General features: G+C 30.7%; 12 protein-coding genes. 11 read left to right on the top strand and 1 reads right to left on the bottom strand.

Annotation, left to right across the window (positions count from 1 at the left end; genetic code table 11):
• Positions 1 to 8 precede the first annotated feature (8 nt).
• The 11 genes from DG435_RS19745 (at position 9) to DG435_RS19695 (ending at position 14,153) form a co-directional block, all read left to right on the top strand.
• Entirely contained in the window at positions 9 to 1,778 is a 1,770-nt protein-coding gene (locus DG435_RS19745) for an asparagine synthase-related protein (RefSeq protein ID WP_106792262.1), read from the top strand.
• Positions 1,747 to 2,805, top strand: coding sequence for a RimK family alpha-L-glutamate ligase (locus tag DG435_RS19740; protein WP_106792263.1), 1,059 nt, complete (start codon positions 1,747 to 1,749; stop codon positions 2,803 to 2,805). Before DG435_RS19745 ends, DG435_RS19740 begins: the two co-directional genes overlap by 32 nt.
• Before the next feature lie 22 nt (positions 2,806 to 2,827).
• Positions 2,828 to 3,745, top strand: coding sequence for a glycosyltransferase family 4 protein (locus tag DG435_RS19735; protein WP_159025540.1), 918 nt, complete (start codon positions 2,828 to 2,830; stop codon positions 3,743 to 3,745).
• Entirely contained in the window at positions 3,745 to 4,746 is a 1,002-nt protein-coding gene (locus tag DG435_RS19730; RefSeq protein ID WP_106792265.1) for a peptidoglycan bridge formation glycyltransferase FemA/FemB family protein, read from the top strand. Before DG435_RS19735 ends, DG435_RS19730 begins: the two co-directional genes overlap by 1 nt.
• A gap of 25 nt (positions 4,747 to 4,771) precedes the next feature.
• Positions 4,772 to 5,839 carry a DUF354 domain-containing protein gene (locus DG435_RS19725; protein ID WP_106792266.1) on the top strand — a complete coding sequence of 356 codons (1,068 nt, stop codon included), beginning with the start codon at positions 4,772 to 4,774 and terminating at the stop codon, positions 5,837 to 5,839.
• Positions 5,836 to 6,600, top strand: a complete 765-nt coding sequence (locus DG435_RS19720) for a hypothetical protein (protein WP_199852659.1) — start codon at positions 5,836 to 5,838, stop codon at positions 6,598 to 6,600. Before DG435_RS19725 ends, DG435_RS19720 begins: the two co-directional genes overlap by 4 nt.
• Positions 6,597 to 8,033 carry an MBOAT family protein gene (locus DG435_RS19715; protein WP_106792267.1) on the top strand — a complete coding sequence of 479 codons (1,437 nt, stop codon included), beginning with the start codon at positions 6,597 to 6,599 and terminating at the stop codon, positions 8,031 to 8,033. The genes DG435_RS19720 and DG435_RS19715 overlap by 4 nt, the downstream gene beginning before the upstream one ends.
• A gap of 1 nt (position 8,034) precedes the next feature.
• Positions 8,035 to 8,970, top strand: a complete 936-nt coding sequence (locus tag DG435_RS19710) for a hypothetical protein (RefSeq protein ID WP_106792268.1) — start codon at positions 8,035 to 8,037, stop codon at positions 8,968 to 8,970.
• Positions 8,971 to 9,439: 469 nt separating this feature from the next.
• A complete protein-coding gene (locus DG435_RS19705) occupies positions 9,440 to 10,600 on the top strand; it encodes a sugar transferase (RefSeq protein WP_106792269.1) in 1,161 nt (386 codons plus the stop codon).
• Between the two features lie 141 nt (positions 10,601 to 10,741).
• Positions 10,742 to 13,108, top strand: coding sequence for a tyrosine-protein kinase (locus tag DG435_RS19700; RefSeq protein ID WP_106792270.1), 2,367 nt, complete (start codon positions 10,742 to 10,744; stop codon positions 13,106 to 13,108).
• A gap of 346 nt (positions 13,109 to 13,454) precedes the next feature.
• Complete coding sequence (locus DG435_RS19695) at positions 13,455 to 14,153, top strand: bifunctional 2-polyprenyl-6-hydroxyphenol methylase/3-demethylubiquinol 3-O-methyltransferase UbiG (protein WP_106792271.1); 699 nt, start codon at positions 13,455 to 13,457, stop codon at positions 14,151 to 14,153.
• A gap of 79 nt (positions 14,154 to 14,232) precedes the next feature.
• On the opposite strand, the gene DG435_RS19690 is transcribed toward DG435_RS19695, so the two are convergent.
• The gene (locus tag DG435_RS19690; protein ID WP_106792272.1) at positions 14,233 to 15,819 is read right to left on the bottom strand and encodes a peptide chain release factor 3; all 1,587 of its coding nucleotides are present in this window, start codon (positions 15,817 to 15,819) and stop codon (positions 14,233 to 14,235) included.
• Between the last annotated feature and the right edge of the window lie 688 nt (positions 15,820 to 16,507).

Here is a 16,507-nt window from a genome sequence, read left to right as displayed (position 1 = left end):
GAAAAGCTATGGGCGATTTTATACTACTTAACAAAAAGTTGATTTCTAAATCAGAGGAAAAAAAATTACTCCAGTTAACTGCTGATTGGTATTTGTCATTTACCAGTGCAAACTATTTTGAATATAATATTGGAAATTTTAAAGTAATAGTTATTGGCGATTATATTGGCTCTGTCGAAGAAGTTTTTAGTGTTAATGACTATGAAATTGCTAAACTTAAAGGTCATTTTTATGCAATCGTAGCAAAAGAGAATTCTATAAAAATATACAATAGCTTTTTTAGCATGTTACCTATTTATTATGCGAATAATGATTGCCTAATCTCATCATCATTACACTTAATTAAAGAACATCTTACTACAAAACTAGAAATAGACAAAAAGTATATTCTAGAAAACCTTTTGTTTAACTACGGCTTTTTTAATAGAACACTATATAAAAATATCAACTTACTTGCCTGTCATTCTTTTATTACCTTAAAAAACGATAAAATTACTGTTACCAAACATTTTGATATTTCTAGTTTGTTTGTTCCGTATCCAAAAGGAGGTAAAAAAACAGTAGATCTCTTAAGTAATCTATTCATAAAAAATACAAAACAATATTTTCCGAAAGAAGAATTCGATATTGCATTTACGAGTGGTTTTGATGGGAGAACATTGGTTAGTTGCGCTACATATCACCATCAAAAGTTTAAAACATTTTCCTTTGGTAAACCAGAAAATGATGATGTAAGTATTCCACTGGCCAATGCCAAAACTCTAAAAATACCATATCAATATTTTGATCTTGGGGGTACTAAATATACAGCGTCAGAGTATTACCAAAATGCACTAGAATACACAACTTCTGGTTATCTGGGAAATGGGTTTTTATATCCTCATTTTTTATATAGCACAAAAAAAATATCAGAAAACTCTAAATATTTACTGTCTGGAGCAGGAGGTAGCGAATTGTTTAGAGCATTACATGCTGCTGGTGCAGTTACTTCAGAAACATTGACAAATGTTTTTAAAATACAAAACGAAGAAGAATTAGTAGAAACTATTAAAAATGCAGAGCCTCTTCGCGTTTTAAATAGATCCGAATTTACTGTAGAATTAGATGAGCTTATTGAAGAAATTATAGAATATAAAAAATCTCTTCCTCAAAATATAACGAGGAATCAACAATTTTACATTTTTGTATTTGAAGAGATATTCAGAAAATTCTTTGGACAGTGGATTACACTACAGCAAAAATACGTTTCGGTTAGAACACCATTTCTAGATTACAATTTTGTAAAAATATTACTTACTACAAAGTATGCAGGCGCTAATAATGATTTTTTTACAGACAACCCTATAAAAAGGATGAAAGGTCAATACTTGTATACAGATATCATAAAGAAAACGAATCAACAAATTTACACCCAGGTAACAGGAAAAGGATATCGTCCTATAGACGTAAGAGACCCTAAGTATATTTATAATATTATTCTTCCGTTTTTAAAGAAAAAACTACTTAAAAAAGTTACAAAAACCAATTTGGACAATCTGGGTATCATTTCTGGAGTCAAAGCAAATGAGAAAGAGTTACGCTCGATAATGAATAATGATCAATTGCTTTTTGATAGTAAGCTATTAGATACAATGTTTACCAATTTATCTCCCTATACACCAGAAAAAAATCGAGACACATTATTAATGTCTTTATCGATACTACATAATATGTCTAATCATTCTGTTTCATCAAAAATAAACACCTATGAAGTCTATAATAGCATTAATGGATTATAAAGCAAAATTTGGATCTAAACATTTTGATAGTCCTTATCGTAGCGGGATGGATAAAGATAAACTGTCTGATTATTTTAGTGATATAGGATTTCGGTTGGAGTATATGTATTTCAACAAAATTAGCCTGAGCAAAAATACTTTTAAAGGTAAAGATGTGATCTACACCTCTTCAGAGGATATAGGGTATAAATATAAATCCTATATAGAAGATATGATTTATGCATTAGAGCTATCTGGTGCTAATGTAGTTCCTGCATACAAACACTTAAGGGCTAATAATAATAAAGTTTTTATGGAACTCATGAGGCAGTTCGAAGACTTAACAAACAATATTAATGCTCAGGTCTATGGCTCTATGAAAGATCTTTTGATGCATTTGGATAAGATCACTTACCCTATTGTTTTTAAAACTTCTGAAGGGGCTTCGGGAACAGGAGTTTGCTTAATAAAATCCGAAAAAGAACTACTCGCTAAAGTAAAACAAATAAATCAACGTGATTATAATAGTGACCTAAGAGATTATGGAAGATCTCTTAAACATAAAGGATACATAAGAGAATCCTTATATCGGCAAAAATTTATACTACAAGATTTTATACCAAATCTTCAAAATGATTGGAAGATTTACATTTTTGGAGAAAAACTATATGTGTTTAAAAGACCATTGCTAAAAGGGCGTGGTATTAAAGCCAGTGGAGGAGGATATGATAATTATTTCTACGGATTAGAAGCCGAAGCACCTGATGGCCTTTTTGATTTTGCACAAGAAATCTATACCAAAATGAATGTTCCTCATATCTCGATTGATATTGTATTTGATGGAAACGAATTTTATCTGATTGAGTTCCAATCCCTGTATTTTGGTACAGCAGGGATTCCCTATTCTGAAGGATATTTTACGCACAAAAATGACAACTGGGAATTTGTAACCAAAAAACTAGAGGTAGAGAAAGTATATGCAGATAGTATCGTGCAACATTTAGAAAAAAAGAAAATAAAAAATACCGAGCATATATATCACAGTTAATAATTAAATAATAATGCCTTTTATGGAAGTACTTTTTGTAAGTAGCGGAAATACAAAGAATGGAATATCCCCTATTGTTTTTAATCAAGGTAATTCTCTGATTAAACTAGGGCATGATGTTTCTTTCTTTACCATCAAAGGTAAAGGACTTAGTGGATATCTAAAACATGTTTTTATACTAAGAAAATTTCTGAAACACCATTCTTATGATATTGTTCATGCGCACTATTCCCTTAGCGCTGTAGTTGCAGCTTTGGCAGGAGGAAAACCATTGGTGGTCTCACTAATGGGAAGTGATGTAAAAGCTTCTTTTTTATTAAAATACCTGATCAGAATATTCAATTTCTTTTTCTGGAAAAGGATTATTGTAAAATCCCAGGATATGAAAGCATCTTCTGGTATTAAAACAGCAAATGTCTTACCCAACGGAGTAGATTTTAAAAAATTTAGACCATTTTCGAAGAAAGAAGCCTTAGAAATTACGCAATGGGATTCTAATAAACGACACATCCTTTTTGCAGCAAACCCAAAAAGAAAAGTGAAAAACTATCAGTTAGCAAAAAGTGCTTTCGAATTGCTTAATCACGAAAATATAGAATTACAATCACTCGTAGATATTCCTAACAAACAAATGCCCGCATATTTTAATGCAGCAGATGTAATTGTTCTAACAAGTTTTTGGGAAGGTTCTCCCAATGTAATTAAAGAAGCAATGGCATGTAATTGTAAAATTGTAGCTGTTAATGTAGGGGATATAGAAGAGACTATTAGAAATACACCTGGATGTTTTGTTACCAATTTTAGCAAAACAGATATAGCTAATAAAATTGATGAAGCATTGCAATATCCAAAAAGAACGGAAGGTAGAATTCGTATCTCTCATCTGGATTCAGAAGTTGTTGCTCCTAAACTAATATCTATTTATAAAGAAGCTTTATAATGACTAAAACGCTCACCATACATACAAGTACCAGCGGACTAGATCCTAAGCAATTAGAAGTGCTTTTTGAAAATGATTCTGCAAGTTTTTTCCAAACACCAGAAGCAATTTCCTTTTTTATCACTGCTGGACATGAGACCTTTACTTTTGCTATAGAGTATGACAAAAAAATCACTGCATTTGTTTCTGGAATCATTCAAAAGGAAAATGGAATTAAATCTTCTTTTACTCGTAGGGCGATCATTTTCGGAGGACCTGTTTTTTCTAAAGAAGTAGAAGAGCTTCATGTTACAGAACTGTTTAAAACGGTGATTAAACATTTAAAACATAAAGTAATTTATATCGAAACTCGCAATTTTAATGATTATAACCAATATAAAAATGCTCTAAATACAATAGGGTTTGTGTACCACCCTCATTTAAATTTTCATGTAGCATGCGATACAGAAGAAAAAGTAAAACAGAGGATTAGCAGTAGTAAACTAAGGCAAGTTAAAAAGAGTTTAAAAGAAGGCGCAGTAGTACGAGAAGCCAAACATCAATCAGAGATAGAAGCATACTATACAATTCTTGAGGATTTATATAAAACAAAAGTAAAAACACCACTTCCAAAATTGTACTTCTTTACCACTTTATGGAGTCAGAGAGTAGCTAAATTTCTTTTGGTTTTTTATAAAGATGAAGTTATTGGAGGGATTGTTTTTCCAGTTTTTAGAGATAAGGCAATCTATGAATGGTATGTGTGTGGTAAAGATAGAGAATATAAGAATATGTACCCTAGTATTCTGGCTACATGGTCTGCTATGTTATATGCATGTGAAAATAACATAAGGAGATTTGATTTTATGGGAGCAGGAAAACCAGAAGAGGATTATGGAGTAAGAGAATTTAAATCAAAATTTGGGGGAGATTTAGTAGAGCATGGTAGGTTTATTTATGTAGCTAATCCATTTTTGTATAGTTTGGGGAAAAGGGCAGTTAAAATTTTAAAAAACAATTGATTAGAAAATAAAAAACTAAACGCATATGAAGATCCTTATCGATATAGGTCATCCAGGTCATGTTCATTTGTTTAAAAATTTTGCACTTGAGATGCAAAAAAAAGGACATGAATTCCTTTTTACATGCCGTGAAAAAGAATTTGAGATCGAATTATTGAAAGCTGCTGGGCTTCGCTTTATTTCATTTGGTAAAAAATATAATACCACTATTGGAAAAATATTTGGCTTAGTAAAGTTCGATATTATGGAAATTCTTCATGGATTAAAGTTTCGTCCAGACATTTTGATGAGCCATGGCTCTCCTTACGCAGCACATGCATCGGCTATATTAGGAAAACCACATATATCAATGGAAGATACAGGAAATATGGAACAAGTACGTTTATATTTACCTTTTACAAATAGTGTGTTAACGTCTAATGCGTTTCATAAAGATTTGGGAAATAAGCAAATATGGTATAATGGATACCATGAATTGGCCTACCTACATCCTAATAGGTTTGTTCCTGACCCTGGTATTTATGATATTCTAAAAATTGATCCTGATACTAAATTTGTTATACTCAGATTTGTATCATGGAACGCAAGTCATGATGTAAATCAATCGGGGTTGTCTATACAAGAAAAACGAGAGCTAATCGATTATTTAGAAAAGAAATATACTGTCTTTATATCTTCTGAAGGCAAATTACCCGATGAGTTCAAAAAATATCAGATAAGTATACCCCCAGAAGAGATGCATAATGTATTGGCTTATACCTGTATGTTTATTGGAGAAGGAGCTACAATGGCTTCAGAATGTGCCGTGCTTGGTACACCTGCACTATATATAAATAGTATCATGGCAGGAACAATCAGGGAACAAGAAAAATACGGGTTGCTGTTTAGTTTTAAAAATGGAAAAGGTGTATTGTCTAAAATTAAAGAACTTGATGAGATCCCGGATGTGAAAGAAGTTTTTAAAAAAAGACTAGAGAAATTATTAGAAGACAAAATTGATGTTACCTCTTTTATGGTATGGTTTGTAGAAAATTATCCCCAAAGTAAAAAAGCTATAATTGAGAATCCAAAAATACAACTTGAGTATAAATGATAGATTTTACCGTACAGCGATATAGAGAACTGCTACGAGCATTAATGAACAATGGTTATCAATTTCAAACTTTTGCAGAATTTATAGCAAAACCAGAAAAGAAAAGCATTGTTCTAAGGCATGATGTAGATTTATTACCTAAGAACTCATTGGCTTTTGCAAAAATTCAGACTTCTAAAGGAATTAAGGGAACCTATTATTTTAGGGCAGTTCCAGAAAGTTGGAATGAAAAAATAATCTTAAAAATTGCAGAACTTGGCCATGAAATAGGATATCACTATGAATGTTTAACAACTACACAAGGCGATTTGAAATCTGGAATTCAGGATTTTAGAAATAACCTTTTTGCGCTAAGAGAACTTGCTCCTGTATCTACTATTTGTATGCATGGTTCACCATTATCTAAACATGATTCTAAAGACCTATGGAAAACATATCAATATCAGGATTTTGATATCATTGGAGAACCTTATTTTGATGTAGATTATGATAAAGTGTACTACTTAACAGATACCGGAAGAAAATGGGACGGTCATAAAACCAGTGTAAGAGATCGGGTACACACTAAATTTACCAAAACTTTTCATAGCACTCCCGAAATTATTGAAGCATTAAAAAATGGAGCTTTTCCTAACCAGGTCATGTTTACATTTCATCCTCAACGATGGAATGATAATATCATAAAATGGAGTAAGGAATTAGTTTTACAAAATGTAAAAAATATAGTTAAGAAGCATTTTTATGTAAAAAACAGCTTATGATTTTTAATTCAATCGATTTTGCATTATTTATACCAATCGTATTTGTATTGTATTGGTTTATATTTAATAAAAATCTAAGAATACAGAACCTTCTTATCGTTATTGCCAGTTATATTTTTTATGGCTGGTGGGACTGGAGGTTTTTATCCTTGATTTTTTTTAGTAGCATCGTTGATTATTCTGTTGGATTGGGATTAAAAAAATACGAAGAAACATCCAAACGAAAGCTATTACTGTGGACAAGTATTTTAGTCAATCTCGGGTTTTTAGGTTTTTTTAAATACTATAACTTTTTCCTGGATAATTTTATCACAGCTTTTACTTTTTTGGGAGCCAACATTAAAGGCAATTCACTCAATATTATTCTTCCGGTCGGAATTAGTTTTTATACTTTTCAAACACTAAGCTATACCATTGATGTTTATAGAAATAAATTGGAGCCTACAAAATCTTTTATTGCATTTTCTGCTTTTGTTGCTTTTTTTCCTCAACTGGTTGCAGGGCCTATAGAAAGAGCTACTAATCTCTTACCCCAATTTTATAAAAAGAGAAGCTTTAGTTATGATAAAGCCACAGATGGTTTACGACAGATTTTATGGGGATTATTTAAGAAGATAGTTATTGCCGATACTTGTGCAGGGTATGCAAATACGATATTTAATGATTCAGAAATGTTCTCAGGCGGTACTTTAGTTATCGGAGCCTTGTTTTTTACATTTCAGATTTATGGAGATTTTTCTGGATACTCAGATATTGCAATTGGTACTTCTAGATTATTTGGATTTAATCTTAACCGTAATTTTGCCTACCCTTATTTTTCGAGAGATATTGCCGAGTTTTGGAGACGATGGCATATTTCATTATCTACCTGGTTTAGAGATTACCTATACATCCCATTGGGAGGAAGTAGAGGAGGGAGTTGGATGAAAATAAGAAACACCTTTATTATTTTTCTTGTTAGTGGATTTTGGCATGGCGCCAACTGGACCTTTATTATTTGGGGTGCATTAAATGCTATATATTTTCTTCCACTTCTTTTATTGAACAAGAACCGTTCGAATCTTAATGTTGTAGCTTCAAATAGTGTTCTTCCTTCCTTTCGTGAACTAATAAGTGTCCTTGTCACCTTTGGACTTACTGTTTTTGCCTGGATTTTTTTTAGAGCAGAAAACGTAACTCATGCCTTTAATTATATAGATGAAATTTTTTCTTTGTCACTATTTAAATACCCAGAAATATTTCCAAAAAAAGTGTTGTTACTCATTATCTTGTTTATGGGGCTAGAGTGGTTAGGTCGTAAAAACGAATTTGCAATAGAAAATATTAGCTATAGGCTTCCTATTCCTGTTAGGTGGGTTAGTTATCTTATGCTAATTGGAATGATATTTTATTACTCAGGAAAAGTACAACAATTCATTTATTTTCAATTTTAGTATGAAAAGGTTTATCATAAAAAGCTGCCTGTTTTTTGGTCTAGTAGTACTATTAGCTAGCACTTTGTTTTTGTTTGAAGAAAGCCATGAAAATACAACAGAGTACTTAGCTTCGATGACAGACAAACATCAAAGAATAAGAGATGTAAAGAGACAAAAAATAATCCTGGCGGGAGGCTCTAATCTGGTATTTGGAATTGATAGTCAACAAATAGAAAAGGAATTTAATGTTCCTGTGGTTAATTTAGGATTGCATGCAAAATTAGGTTTGACATTTATTCTAAATGAATTAAAAGATGTAGCTGCCTCCAAAGATGTTATCGTTCTATCCATAGAACATTTAATGACTGTAGAAGGAGATCGAGAATTACAAACGATGACTTCGTATTACAACCCATTTGCATACAAATATTACCATCAAAAGGATAACAATTGGAGTGCTCAATTTAAAATGGAACTTGATAATCACCACATGTTATTTAAAAAACTAATTTCAAATACTGTCGAAAAAGCTAAAAACGATCCTGTTTATACTAGAAATGGCCTAAATAAATATGGAGATGGTATAAATCATTTAGGGCTAGAAAAAAAAGATAAACTAGGAAGTAAGTCGATTATAAAAGATAATAAAGATGAAGAAATTAAAGTATTAAATGATTTTTATGCTTTTGCTAAAGACAAAGGAATAGAAGTCGTTTTTTCTTACGGAGCATATGAAGCATCAGAGTATAAAAAAAACATGAATGCACTTAAAAAAACACATAAAAAAATGAAACAAAATCTAAACATAGAAATGATAATGGATATTGACGATTTTGTATATCCGACCTCATATTTTTATGATAGTGTTTATCATCTAAATCAAAAAGGTCGATCGATTCATACAAAAAAAATGATTCAAAAATTAAAATCTAGTAGAGCATTAAAAAGCATCTAACAATAACATTTAAAAACAATGTTAATTACATACCATTTTCTTTTAACCATAGGATACTATTATACATTTTTAACTAGATGAAACTATTCTTTTTTAACTCAAGATCAATAATATGATTGTTGTGTAAAGTTATTTCATCTTTTTTTTGTATCATTTTGTCGATGTTTAATCGATTATTTAACAAAAAATGTAAGTTTTTTTTGTTAAGGTTAACTTTTCTTCCTGTTAAAACCCATTATTTTTCTTGGTTTTTACCTGTAACATCTTGTAAAACAAGATGTTTACATAACTATTTTGCGGTAAAACCGTTACCGATTTTACTCTTCTTGTAGTATCTTTAAACTGTTAACCAAATCTAAATACCTATGCTACTAAAACATAGTTTTCTGAGGACAAATTCACTTGTCTTCAGCTCATCAGATTGTTTGTTTTCTACATCGTTTCCATCTTTTAAATCTAGTATTGAAGTATGATTATCAGAACTATAAGTGCTGAAGCTTATGCTATTTTGGATAAGAAGAACAGAAATCTTACTAATTCTATTTCTTCTGGCACTAAATCTTATGCGCTAAGAGGTAAAAGTAAGGTTGCGATAGAAAAGATTATTACCAGAAAATTGGGTAATGATGCTTATGATTTTATAAGTAGTCATCTGCAAGAGTTCAGGCTATTTGATGTACTGCTTTGTGATACAAGAGATAAAGATAATATTGATGCTTATCAAAAAGAATCTTTTCGTGCAATTGTAAATTTACAGGAAGTCAATCACTACAGACGAATTAATAAATTTCTTGAAATGGTAAATAATAAACTACCAGAAGAAGGGTTGTTTATTAATTCTATCGAAACCTATGAAACTCGTAAAGAAAGGATACTTAAAAAATTTCCTAAGCCTTTAAATTACCTGTATTATTTAGGTGATTTTTTCTTTCATAGGGTTAGTCCGAAGTTAAAATGGTCTAAAAAATTATATTTTAATATTACAAAAGGCTATGGTAGAGTATTAACAAAGGCAGAAGTTTTAGGGAGATTATATAGTTGTGGTTTTGATGTAATAGAGGAAAAAATAATTGATAATAGATTATATTTTGTAGCAAAAAAGAAAAAGCTTCCTTTGTATGATATGAATCCTACCTACGGCCCTTTAATTAGTTTGAAACGTGTAGGCAAAAATGGAAAATTAATTAATGTATATAAGTTGCGAACCATGCATCCGTATTCAGAATATCTGCAGCATTATGTTTTTCAAAAAAACAACCTGAAAAAAGGAGGAAAATTAAAAAACGATTTTAGAATATCCAACGTAGGTAAATTACTTAGAAAATACTGGATAGATGAACTTCCTATGGTTCTTAATTTTTTAAAGGGTGATATGAAACTCATAGGAGGGCGCCCTCTTAGCAGCCATTACTTTAGTTTATATACCAAAGAATTACAGGAAAAAAGAATTAAATTTAAGCCAGGACTCATTCCTCCGTTTTATGCTGATATGCCCGAAACACTAGAAGAAATTATAGCATCTGAAATGAAATACCTAACAGCGTATGAGAGAAACCCAATTTTGACAGATCTTAATTATTTATTTAAAATCATTAAAAACATTGTAGTAAAAGGAAAAAGAAGTTTTTAAAACCATTGTTTTAGTTTTTGAACTTTTTAGAATATTCAGCTTCAAATACCTCATAGAATTTGAAATTCTTTCGTGATAGTTCGTATATAATAGTTAAATTTACAATAGTTAAATTCTCTTTAAACCGAAAGAATTCATAAAATGAATTATGAGATCGATGATGATTCTGAAAATCTATTCATCAAAGAATTACTAGAAAGATATATAGCTCATTGGAGGTTGTTTATTGTTTCTTTTGTAATTTGTTTTGTGATAGGTTTTTTCTATTTAAGATATACTCCTAAGATGTATCGCGCTACATCTACTATATTGATTAAGTCAGAAAATAATGGAGCAATGTCTGAACTTTCTGCTTTTGAAGACCTCTCTATTTTTAAAAATGCTAAAAGAGAAGTAGAGAATGAGATAGAAATACTTAAATCTCGACCTTTACTCGAAAATGTTGTTAGAAAACTACACTTAAATATTCAATATTTTAGTAAAACCAAATACTCTAAACGATTTGTAGAACTTACTAAAAATCCACCTGTTAAAGTTAAATTCCTGGAAGATTCATATTATGAACTGGGATTAAATTTTATCATAACGATCTTACCTGAAGGACAATTTGTTATTAAAGATGCTCAAGAAAATTTCATTCTAAAAGGGGAATATGGAAAATGTATAGGTTCTCCCTTTGGGGATATTTTGATTGAACCAGATTTTAAAATTCTTAATGAGTATGTTGGTACTAATATCTATGTAAATAGTACTCCTCTCTTGGATATGGTAGAAAGATATAAGTCGACGATAAAAATAGGCCTTACAGATCAAAATACAAGTGTGGTCACTTTAACACTAACTACAATAGCTCAAGATAGAGCTAAGGAAATTTTGAATAGCCTTATTGAAGAATATAATAAAGATGTTATTAAAGATAAAAACCAAATTTCTGCTAATACTGCCGATTTTATAAAAGAACGAATACATATTATTAATCAAGAATTAGATAACTTAGAAAAAAATGTCGAATTCTTTAAGACCGAAAACAACTTAACAAATTTATCTTCAGAAGCTTCTCTAATGTTAGAAAAGTCTTTTGTTAATGAAAAAGAACAGCTAGCCGCAACAATACAAATTGGATTAACAGATTATTTAATGGATTATTTAGAAAATTCTAAAAATGATCTCCTTCCTGTGAATCTTGGATTTGAAGACCGTAAGGCAGTTACAATGATTTCCCGGTACAATGATATAGCATTGCAAAGAAATAGAATACTTAAGAGTTCGGGGGTAGAAAATCCACTATTAATAAACTTGAATGGTAAGCTTTTTGATTTAAGAAAAAGCATACAACAAAGTCTCATAAATCTAAAAAAAACACTTCAGCTTAAAATTGATAATCTTAAACATAGTGATGCCAAAGTAAATGCTCAAATTTCATCATTACCAGAAAAAGAAAGAAAACTAAGAGATATACAGCGACAACAACAAATCAAAGAGACCTTGTTTCTGTATTTGTTAGAAAAAAGAGAAGAAACTGCGATCTCCCTTGCTGCAACCGTTTCTAATGTAAAGGTAATCGAAAGAGCATATATTTCTCGTAGCCCTATAAAACCGAAAAAAAATATTGTATTTCTAACGGGCGTTCTTGCAGCTTTAATTGCACCTATAGTTATCGTTTTCTTTAAGGATTTAATGAATACTAAAGTTAATGATATAAAGGAATTAAAAAAGAAGTTAAAATTACCACTACTAGGTAGTATTCCTTCATCTCCAGAGGATAAAAGATTGGTAACACCTAAGGCAGATAGATCAATATTAGCTGAGGCATTTAGACTGTTAGAAACCAATCTGGATTTCCTATTGGCACATTCTAAAGAAAAAGGAAAAACTATTTTGATTACTTCTAGTATTAAAGGAGAAGGGAAATCTTTTGCAGCCAGTAACCTAGGGATAACTCTTGGGCGTTCGGGAAATAAGGTAGCTTTGTTAGAAATGGATTTAAGATCTGCAGAGTTAAAAGAACGAATGGATGTTGATGGTAAAAAAGGAATTACCAATTACATTAGAGATGAATCTATACAGATCGAGGATATAATGTCTAATATGAAAGGCTTTAAGAATTTAGACGTTTTTACTTCGGGACCTAAACCTCCAAACCCTGCAGAATTATTAAAACATGAACGAATTGAAGAACTGTTTAAGTATCTAAAAAAAGAATACGATTATATTCTAATAGATACGCCTCCTATTACTGTTGTGGCAGATACATTATTATTAAGTTCTTATGCCGATTTGTGTGTCTATGTAGTAAGACAAAAGTTTTCAGACAAAAGACTTTTAGATATCCCTAAAACATTAAATCAAGAAAAACGATTTACTTCTATAGCAATTTTGTTTAATGATGTGGATTTTAGAAAAATTGGATACGGGTATGGATACGGGTATGGATACGGATACGGATACGGAGAAAAACAAAAGTCAGGATTCTTTAGAAGAGTGTTAGACTTAATGATTAGTAGATAATTTAAATATCTATAAACATTAGAATTTTAATAAACCAAAACCGTTTTATTCACTACACCTTATATATACTTTACAATAGTATGCACATAAATAATGATCTTAGTATAAAACAAGTTTCTTTATTGTATAAGAATTGAGTTTTTGCTATATTCATATTGTAAATACAGTCTGTCATATAATCTTTAATCAATCAAAAATTTACTCTAAAAGAAGTTTATGTCTTCTCAAGTAAATAAGTTGAATTACCAGTAGAATTTGTAATCATTATTTTGAATTACAAAACAGAAAACAACTTAATACAATTACATAGGACACTTGTGCTTTTATGTAAAAACGATATATAACAATGGCTGAAAAAATTTACACAGAAGAAAATAGCGAGTATTTAAAAAAGAATCCTACCTGGCACGCCGAAGACTCACCTTGGAAAGCTAAACAGATCATCAAAATGTTAGATCGTAATCCGGTTCATCCAAAATCTATTGCAGAAGTTGGCTGTGGTGCAGGTGAGATATTAAATCAATTACATGGATCAATGCCCGATGATGTAAGCTTTACTGGATATGACATTTCGAATGATGCTATCAATATTGCCAGACAAAGAGAAAAATCTAGATTAGAATTTAAATCTGAGGATTTTTTAAAAACAGATGCTAAATTTGATTTGTTACTCATGATAGATGTTTTTGAACATGTTGATGATTATCTGGGATTCTTAAAACTATGTAAGCATAAAGCAAAAAATACAATATTTCATATCCCGTTAGATATATCTGTTAACCGACTATTGAAAAATGATCTTATGTCTTTACGAAAATCTGTGGGACATTTACATCATTTCACAAAAGAAACAGCAATAGCTACACTGAAAGATTGCGGGTATGAAATCGTTGATTTCTTTTACACCACAAGTTTTCTGGATTTCCCAAGAAAAACGATAAGCTCAAAAATCACATATTTACCCAAAAAAATAATGTATAAAGCCAATAAAGATATAACCGTAAAACTATTAGGTGGATGTTCTTTATTGGTCATGACAAAATAGCGTTAATACAATCGTAGTGATTTGTATTTAGATACGCTTAATTTTTTAATAAAATTTCAGATACAGTCTATAGAGACAATTAAAACTCTGAGGTAAAATGAAACTCGATCGACGGATATTTTTGTTGCGTCATTTGTAGGCTAAAAGAAGAATCAGCCAAAAATACCAATTGATCGTGTTTATCTTTTGCCAGAAATTTACTTTTTACACGTTTAAACTCTTTAAACTCATCATTGTCCTGATCTTTAGCTTCTACCCAACAAGCCTTATGAACATTAAGATTCTCATAAGTACATTTTGCGCCATATTCATGCTCTAGCCTATATTGAATTACTTCATATTGTAAGGCACCAACCGTTCCAATAATTTTTCTTCCGTTCAATTCTAAAGTAAAAAGCTGGGCAACTCCTTCATCCATTAATTGATCAATCCCCTTTGCTAGTTGTTTAGACTTCATAGGATCTGCATTGTTGATATATCTAAAATGCTCTGGAGAAAAACTAGGTACTCCTTTATAATGCAAAATTTCTCCTTTGGTGAGCGTATCCCCAATTTTAAAATTTCCGGTATCGTGTAATCCAACAATATCACCTGGATATGATATATCTACAATCTCTTTTTTTTCAGCAAAAAAAGCATTAGGGCTAGAAAACTTAAGCTTTTTATTATGTCTTGTATGTAGATACGGAACGTTTCTTTCGAAGGTTCCGGATACAATTTTTATAAATGCCAGTCTATCTCTATGTTTTGGATCCATATTTGCATGGATTTTAAACACAAATCCTGTAAAATCTTTTTCTTCAGGATGCACTAATCGTACATCACTTTCCTTAGGTCTTGGTGGAGGAGCAATGGTAACAAAACAATCTAATAATTCTCTAACACCAAAATTATTTAATGCCGATCCAAAAAACACAGGTTGTAAATCACCATTCTGATACTGCTCTTTTTCAAATTTTGGGTATATACCTTCTACCAATTCTACTTCTTCACGTAATGTGTCTGCAGCAGTATCCCCGATTATATCATTGAGACCCTGAGAAGATAAATCAGATATTTCAATGGTCTCTTCAATGTTTTTTCTACTATCTCCACTAAAAAGATTAATATTTTTCTCCCAAATATTATAAATTCCTTTAAAGTCATATCCCATTCCAATAGGAAAACTTAATGGAGTAACGGTAAGGCCTAGTTTTTGCTCTATTTCATCCAGAAGTTCGAAGGCATCTTTTCCTTCACGATCCAGTTTGTTAATAAAAACAATCATAGGAATATTTCTCATTCTACAAACAGAAACTAATTTTTCGGTTTGTTCCTCAACACCTTTTGCAACATCAATCACAACAATTACACTATCCACAGCAGTTAATGTTCTAAATGTATCCTCGGCAAAATCTTTATGCCCGGGAGTATCCAGAATATTAATCTTAATGCCTTTGTACTCAAAAGCTAATACAGAAGTAGCAACAGATATACCTCTTTGACGTTCAATTTCCATAAAATCACTGGTAGCTCCTTTTTTAACTTTATTTGATTTTACGGCCCCTGCTTCTTGAATAGCACCCCCAAAAAGTAATAATTTTTCGGTCAATGTAGTCTTACCTGCATCAGGGTGAGAGATGATCCCAAAGGTTCTTCTTCTCCCAATTTCGTCTATAAATTTCATTTGATTTTGTTTATTATTCTAAATATTTAGATACACTCTCAATAGCACCAAATTTCTTATCAAAATAAGCTCTTAGCTACCTATTCATTTTATGATTCCTATAAGTTTGATGATATGTTTATTATCTGCCCTTATATCTAAATGAGGATGCAAATATAATATTAAAATAGACAATAAAGCTCCTACGATTTGATAGTGTAGGAACATTGAAATGTCTGGTACGAAAAAATAGATTTGAAGATTTGTCTGTATGTATTTAATCGATAAAAATAATTTTTTATCGATTATTTCAAAATTTGATATAAAGCTAAATGTTAAAACGATTAGATTTATATCTAGTTTCGTAATTATTAAGGTGTTATTGGGGAAGATTAATTAGCAGCTTATGCGTACAACTTCTTATATTTTGCTTGAAAAATGAAGATTATAGCTTTATAGAATTAGAAATGTTGAGTGCAATTAGAATTAAACAACAAGGAGGGGATTCCTTTTTTTAATATATATAAAAACTTTGGCGAGCATGTGTATTTCACCGGTTAAAAGTGATTTGCATCGAGAAAACTGGAAAATAAATTTTATTAAATAGTTAAGAAATTTATTTTCTTAGTTTTGTAACCATATTATGGTAAAACCGTATTTTTATTACGGTTTTACTGTGTGATACTAATTATGTTTTATAAATAATTTG

The organism is Aquimarina sp. Aq78 (assembly GCF_900299525.1).
Taxonomy (GTDB): domain Bacteria; phylum Bacteroidota; class Bacteroidia; order Flavobacteriales; family Flavobacteriaceae; genus Aquimarina.
Note: the sequence above shows the minus strand (reverse complement) of the source record. Positions and strands in the feature narration are given on the sequence as shown.

Bases quoted from the DNA above. Each gene is read 5' to 3' on its own strand.
- DG435_RS19745 (WP_106792262.1), top strand. From the start codon at position 9: ATGGGCGATTTTATACTACTTAACAAAAAGTTGATTTCTAAATCAGAG.
- DG435_RS19740 (WP_106792263.1), top strand. From the start codon at position 1,747: ATGAAGTCTATAATAGCATTAATGGATTATAAAGCAAAATTTGGATCT.
- DG435_RS19735 (WP_159025540.1), top strand. From the start codon at position 2,828: ATGGAAGTACTTTTTGTAAGTAGCGGAAATACAAAGAATGGAATATCC.
- DG435_RS19730 (WP_106792265.1), top strand. From the start codon at position 3,745: ATGACTAAAACGCTCACCATACATACAAGTACCAGCGGACTAGATCCT.
- DG435_RS19725 (WP_106792266.1), top strand. From the start codon at position 4,772: ATGAAGATCCTTATCGATATAGGTCATCCAGGTCATGTTCATTTGTTT.
- DG435_RS19720 (WP_199852659.1), top strand. From the start codon at position 5,836: ATGATAGATTTTACCGTACAGCGATATAGAGAACTGCTACGAGCATTA.
- DG435_RS19715 (WP_106792267.1), top strand. From the start codon at position 6,597: ATGATTTTTAATTCAATCGATTTTGCATTATTTATACCAATCGTATTT.
- DG435_RS19710 (WP_106792268.1), top strand. From the start codon at position 8,035: ATGAAAAGGTTTATCATAAAAAGCTGCCTGTTTTTTGGTCTAGTAGTA.
- DG435_RS19705 (WP_106792269.1), top strand. From the start codon at position 9,440: ATGATTATCAGAACTATAAGTGCTGAAGCTTATGCTATTTTGGATAAG.
- DG435_RS19700 (WP_106792270.1), top strand. From the start codon at position 10,742: ATGAATTATGAGATCGATGATGATTCTGAAAATCTATTCATCAAAGAA.
- DG435_RS19695 (WP_106792271.1), top strand. From the start codon at position 13,455: ATGGCTGAAAAAATTTACACAGAAGAAAATAGCGAGTATTTAAAAAAG.
- DG435_RS19690 (WP_106792272.1), bottom strand. From the start codon at position 15,819: ATGAAATTTATAGACGAAATTGGGAGAAGAAGAACCTTTGGGATCATC.